General features: G+C 66.3%; 5 protein-coding genes and 3 pseudogenes. 4 read left to right on the forward strand and 4 right to left on the reverse strand.

Features of this window, described 5'->3' with window-relative positions; translation table 11 throughout:
- Nucleotides 1-98 (forward strand): annotated as a pseudogene (locus tag A9X01_RS32280) (hypothetical protein); the annotation flags it as partial.
- Nucleotides 99-160: 62 nt separating this feature from the next.
- Here A9X01_RS32280 and A9X01_RS22175 read toward each other — a convergent pair.
- Nucleotides 161-1021 (reverse strand): annotated as a pseudogene (locus A9X01_RS22175) (serine/threonine-protein kinase); the annotation flags it as partial.
- Nucleotides 1022-1273: 252 nt separating this feature from the next.
- Here A9X01_RS22175 and A9X01_RS22180 point away from each other — a divergent pair.
- Entirely contained in the window at nt 1274-2023 is a 750-nt protein-coding gene (locus A9X01_RS22180; protein ID WP_065122785.1) for an SDR family NAD(P)-dependent oxidoreductase, read from the forward strand.
- Between the two features lie 12 nt (nt 2024-2035).
- On the opposite strand, the gene A9X01_RS22185 is transcribed toward A9X01_RS22180, so the two are convergent.
- From A9X01_RS22185 to A9X01_RS22195, 3 genes are all read right to left on the reverse strand, one after another.
- Nucleotides 2036-2530, reverse strand: a complete 495-nt coding sequence (locus tag A9X01_RS22185; protein ID WP_065122786.1) for a nitroreductase/quinone reductase family protein — start codon at nt 2528-2530, stop codon at nt 2036-2038.
- A gap of 215 nt (nt 2531-2745) precedes the next feature.
- Entirely contained in the window at nt 2746-3705 is a 960-nt protein-coding gene (locus A9X01_RS22190; RefSeq protein ID WP_065122789.1) for an alpha/beta hydrolase, read from the reverse strand.
- Nucleotides 3706-3764: 59 nt separating this feature from the next.
- Nucleotides 3765-4580, reverse strand: a complete 816-nt coding sequence (locus A9X01_RS22195) for a class I SAM-dependent methyltransferase (RefSeq protein ID WP_065122787.1) — start codon at nt 4578-4580, stop codon at nt 3765-3767.
- A 158-nt stretch (nt 4581-4738) separates the two neighbouring features.
- Between A9X01_RS22195 and A9X01_RS22200 the strand changes: the two genes are divergently transcribed.
- On the forward strand, nt 4739-4993 hold the full coding sequence (locus A9X01_RS22200) for a CDGP domain-containing protein (protein ID WP_155772221.1): 255 nt from the start codon (nt 4739-4741) through the stop codon (nt 4991-4993).
- Nucleotides 4994-5166: 173 nt separating this feature from the next.
- Nucleotides 5167-5615, forward strand: a pseudogene (locus A9X01_RS22205) (PE family protein); the annotation flags it as partial.

Raw genomic sequence — 5615 nt, forward strand, 5'->3', positions numbered from 1 at the left:
GCCATTCGGTAGGGGAGATCGCGGCCGCACACGTGGCTGGGGTGCTGACGTTGCGTGACGCCGCGGGGGTGGTGGCGCGCGGGGGGCCGGGCGGCGGCGCGTCAGAGCCCGGGCCGTATTGGCGGTACTGCGTTGGATCGGTGTGTGACACGCCGCTGGGCGGAGCCGGGTAGTAGTTGCGCGGTGCGCCGGTCGGGAGCGCCACGGTCTGGGAGTCGTGCTGGGCCGGTTCTGCTCCGCGCGACCCGGTGTTATGCGTCGTCGTCGGTTGGGTGATGGCCGCGCGGGCCGCGGCGGCCAGCTCGGTCGGTGTGGGATAGCGCTGGTCCGGATTCTTGGCCATCCCGATCGCGATGACGCCGTCGAGCTGCACCGGCAGCCCCCGCCGAAGCGTCGACGGGCGCGGGGCCGGCAGCCCCAGATGGCCACCGATCTGCTGCTCGATGCTGCGGCCCGGGTACGGCTGGCTGCCCGTCAGGCATTCGTGGAAGACGCAGGCCAGCGCGTAGGTGTCGCTTCGCGGGTCGTTCGCACCGCTGCTCAATCGCTCTGGCGCCATGTAGGCCCAGGTCCCGATCACGCTGCCGGTGCCCGTCATTCGCGTTTCCCCGGCCGCGCTGGCAATGCCGAAGTCGATCAGGTAAGCGAAGTCGTTCGGGGTGACCAAGATGTTGGAGGGTTTGACGTCGCGGTGCACCAGGCCGATCCGGTGTGCGTCGTGCAGTGCCGAGGCGACCTGCTCGATGATCTTCACCGCACGCGCCGGATCCATCGGGCCTTCGGCGATGATGCTCTGCAGGTCTCTGCCGTTGATCAGCCGCATGTCCACATACAGGCGGCCGTCGATCTCACCGAAGTGGTGGATCGGGACGACGTGTGGGTCGTTGAGGCCTGCGGCGGCCAGCGCCTCCCGGCGGAACCGCTGCACGAATGCCGGATCGTCGGCCAGGTTCGGCGGCAGTACCTTCACCGCGACCACGCGCTGAGTTTCGATGTCGTACGCCCGCCATACCTCGCCCATGCCGCCGCGGCCCAGCAGCTCGAGCAGCCGGTAACGGCCGAACGGCGTCCCTTCCTCTTGCACGATCCTCCTGAAAAAACGTAGAAACCCCTCAGCCAACTGATTCAAGCCGGAAAGTCAACGTGCGCGAACAGATCTCGAGAACTCAGAGAAACGTCATATATTGCGCACACGTAGCCCAGACGTCGGTAACAGTTGCTGTAATGGAAACGCCGGTATCGGCCGGTCGACCGACGAATCGAGGTCCGCGTAATGAACACGGTGAGCTTCGACTTCACCGGTGCGAACGTATTGGTCACCGGTGGTACGCGCGGCATCGGGCACGCGATCGCGTCGGATTTCGCCGCAGCGGGAGCCACGGTCACGATCACCGGCACACGAGCATCGGCGAACGACTATTCCGGTGCCGACCTCAGCGGCTTCACATACGCGGAATGCCAACTGTCGAAACCAGCTTCGATCGATGCCCTCGCCGCCTCGCTCGGCGACCTCGACATCCTGGTCAACAACGGCGGCGCGCCCTACGCCGGCCAACGCGACGAATGGGATCCCGACGGGTACGCCGGATCGGTAGCGGTCAACATGTTCGCCCACATGCGCTTGACCATGGCCTGCCACGAACGGCTGAAGGCCAGCAGCATGACCGGCGGGAGCAGCGTTGTCACCATCGCCTCCATGTCGGCATTCGTGTCCGCGGTCGCGGTTCCCGCCTACAGCTCGGCAAAGGCCGGAATGGTCGCCTTCACCAAGAACCTCGCCCGGCGCTGGGTGGACGACGGCATCCGGGTGAACGCGGTGGCGCCCGGGCTGATCCAAACCCGCATGACCAGACCGATGACCGGCATCCCGGAACTGCTCGACCCCGAGATGCGGCACATCCCGATGGCTCGTATGGGATTGCCTGAGGAGATCTCCCCCGCAGTGCTGTTCCTGTGCAGCGCCGCGGCCTCCTACGTCACCGGCACCACCCTCGCAGTGGACGGCGGTTACCTCACCGTCTAGCAGTGGCCTTCATCAGTCCGGTGCCGTGAAGACGTCGATCGGCCGGACCGTCCGCAACATCACCAGCGGGATGTGCCGGCTCGTCGACCGCTGATAGGCGACGTACGGCGGGTACAGGTGGCACATGTACTCCCACACGTCGTGACGCTCGGTGGCTTCGGGCTCCCGCCAGGTGGCCTCGAACGCCTGAGTGGCGATCTGCACCCCGATGGTCTTGCCGGCCACGATGTTGAGGTACCACTCGGGGTTGGTGTGGGCGCCGCCCTTGGATGCAACGATGACGACCTCACCGCCGACGTTGCCGTAAATGAGGGGCTTGATGTACGTCTTGCCGGACTTGCGGCCCGTGTACCTGATCAGGCAGTGGGTCGTCAGTTCGCGTCCGCCGAGGCCGCTTAGATCGACGATGTGGCCCTGGGTGCCGCCGGAGTTCAGGTACGTCGCCAGGTGTTGCTGCATCCAGTTGGCGCGCTCGGCACGAATCGCAGCGGCATCGGCGTCCCCCATAAAATCGCTCCCCTCCGGCGGCGGTCAGGCGTATCGATCCATTCTTATGAGATTGCCGTGGCGTGCGCTAGCTTCCGGGAAAGCCACTTCTCGATATTCGGCAGCCGACCGTTCAGGAGGCCACGTGTCCGCCAGCGCTCGTCCGGCTCGCATCGCCGTCTGGTCGACAGGCACGTGCTGGATCGGCCGCTGACCACGCCGGGGGGCGCGCTGCGTCAGCCGGGTTGCGGGCAGAAGTAGGTGTCGAGTGCGTGCCGGAACCAGCGGTTGCGGTACTGGATTGCCCGCTGGCTGATTTCCGCCTTGCCGACAAAACCGTCGAACCCGTGATAGCAGCCGGGGAAGACCCGGAACTCGGTGGGAACCTGCGCCGCTTTGAGCCCTTCCATGTAGGCGACCGTCTCGTCGCGGAACGTGTCGATGTCACCGACGAAGCTGAAAGTCGGCGGTAGTCCGCGCAAGTCGGTGGCGCGGGCCGGTGCCGCGTACGCCGGAACCTGTTCTGTGCCATACAAATCCGCGAGATACATCTGCCACGCCGCCTTGTTCGTCGCCGCGTCCCACACCGGAGCGTCGTTGTGTTGTGCGAACGGCGTGCTCGCGCGGTCATCGATCATGGGATAGAGCGGCATCTGAAAGGCGATACCCACTTCGCCCTTGTCGCGTGCGTACAGCGTCACTGCTGCGGTCAATCCGCCGCCGGCGCTGCCCCCGAATACGGCCAGTTGGTCGCTACGCACGCCCAAGCGTTCGGCGTTGTCCCGCAACCAGATCAACGCGGCGTAGCAATCTTGCAGGGCGGCCGGGTAGGGCGCTTCGGTACTGAGCCGGTAGTCCGGTGACACGACCACACAGTCGCTCTGCTCGATCAGCGCTCGGCAGCCCACCGCCTCCAGGTCGGGCGAGCCAAGCGCGTAGCCACCGCCGTGCAGGTACAGCACACCGGCGACGCCCCGTTGCGGCTCCAGCGGGCGGTACACCACGACGCGCAGCCGGGAACCGTCGGCACGGGGGATCCACTCGGTCTGTCGTTGCATCCCAGACACCGTGCGGCGCTGGGCGTATCGCCCGATGGCGCCTTCGATGTGGCGCATGCGCCGCAGCTTGCGTTCGTCCTGGTTGGCCATCAGGGCGCGGAACAGCCTTGCCCGCCTGCGCAGTTGCGGGTCGATCATGGTCACGCGGGTGCCTCCTTTTCTCAAAGCTAACGCTGTTCAAGCTGTCCGGTGGCGACCTAGAGGTTTGTCGGCTTCCGGGCCCAGACCGCAAGGTGCGGTCCCGCGACCACTACCGGGTCCGGACCAAGATCCAGCGTGACCCGTTCGGCGAACGTGTCGAGTTCGTCCTTGCTGGCGATGCCGTGGGCGATCAGCACCGGGGAAAGGCTGGCCACCAGCGTGATCTGGTGTTCGGTTGCCGTGGGACCGCTGTACACCGCGGCGGTCAACTCGTGGGGCGGTTGCGGCTCCAGGCCAACCGAGCGCAGCAACGACGGCAGCCGGGTGCCCAGGTGTGCTTGAATGCCAAGCACTTCGAAGGCAGCGTCCATCCACCCCACCAACTTCTCCACCGCGGGGCTTCGGGGCCACATGTATGGCTTGTTGGGTGGCGTGTGTTCGTATTCCATGAACGCCATCACCCCGCCGGGTTTGAGACGATCAACAAGGGCGCGCAACACCGCTTCGACGTCGGGCTGATACATCAGCACCAATCGGCCGACGATCGCATCGAATGGTCCACCGGGTGGGCTGGAGATGTCGCCGGCTTCAAATCGAATGTGGGACAGTCCGGTTACGCGAACACGGTGGTTCGCTGCGGACACATTGGCGTCCTCGCGGTCGACACCGAGCACAGCGCCCGACGGGCCCACGAGCTCGCCGGCGATGACAGAGACATCACCGCCACCGGATCCGCAGTCCAGGACACGCATGCCAGAACCGATCCCGGCGGCCCGGAACAACCGCTCGGTCGCCGAACGCAGCGCGTCCCCCTGGACTGCGAGCCGTTGGCGTTCTTGATCCGTCTCTCCCCAGGCGTACTGGTTGGCCACGGTACGGATCGTCGCACACCGCTCGTCGCAGACGGTTACACCAACAGCGTCTCGATGCAATGATTGCTGAAGTAGTCCGAGGAGGCGCAATGAGTGCATTCACGATCACGTCCCCGCGTGGGATCGCCGCCTTCGTCACCGGTCTGGGTGCCGTACTGATGGGCGCCGGTCTGATCGCCGCGGCGCCACCGGCCAGCGCCGGCTGTGTCTACCCCGGGTGGGGTGTCATCAGCAAGTGCGACGGGCCCATCCAGCCCGACGGCACCTGGGAACGTTGCGTCGCGGTGCAGACGTGGGTGCCGCACGGCGCGAGTTCGTATCAGGTGCCGGTGAAGCACTGTGACTCGATGGGCGCGGATCAGCGCCCGGCGGATCCGGCCATCGCTGACCCACCGGTGCATATCGACGACTGAGCGGATTTATCAGAACCGTTAATTCTTTGCGTCCGAGCGGGTTTCGGGCGAATCGGCAGTTTCGCACCCCGCACGGCGATATACTTCTTCCCTGCCCAAGGGTCGTAGACGACCCGGGGGCATCTCCCGGGTCGTCCTGGCTGATTGGGTCATGACCCGCTGGGAGGTGCCCGATGTCTTTTGTGATTGCGCTACCGGAGTTGATGGACGCAGCAGCAAGGGATTTGGCGGGTATTGGTTCGGCGCTCGGGGCGGCCAATGCGGCAGCGGCGGGCAACATCGAGGCGGTGCTGGCGGCGGGCGCTGATGAGGTGTCGGCGGCCGTCGCGGCGATGTTCGGCGCGCACGGCCAGGCCTATCAGGCGGTGAGCGCACAGGCCGCGGTGTTCCAGGACGAGTTTGTGCGGGCGCTGACCGCGGGTGCGGGGTCCTATGCCAGCGCTGAGGCCGCCAGCGCCGCGTCAATCACCAGTCCGCTGCTCAACGCGATCAACACGCCCTTCCTGGCGCTTACGGGGCGCCCGCTGATCGGCAACGGCGCCAACGCGGCGGCACAAACTCCGCTGGGGGGTTGCCCGGCCAGCCGGCGAGCGCCGGCAACGGCGCCGCTGGCGGCCAGGGC

The sequence above is a fragment of the Mycobacterium asiaticum genome, assembly GCF_001668675.1.
Taxonomy (GTDB): Bacteria; Actinomycetota; Actinomycetes; order Mycobacteriales; family Mycobacteriaceae; genus Mycobacterium; species Mycobacterium asiaticum_D.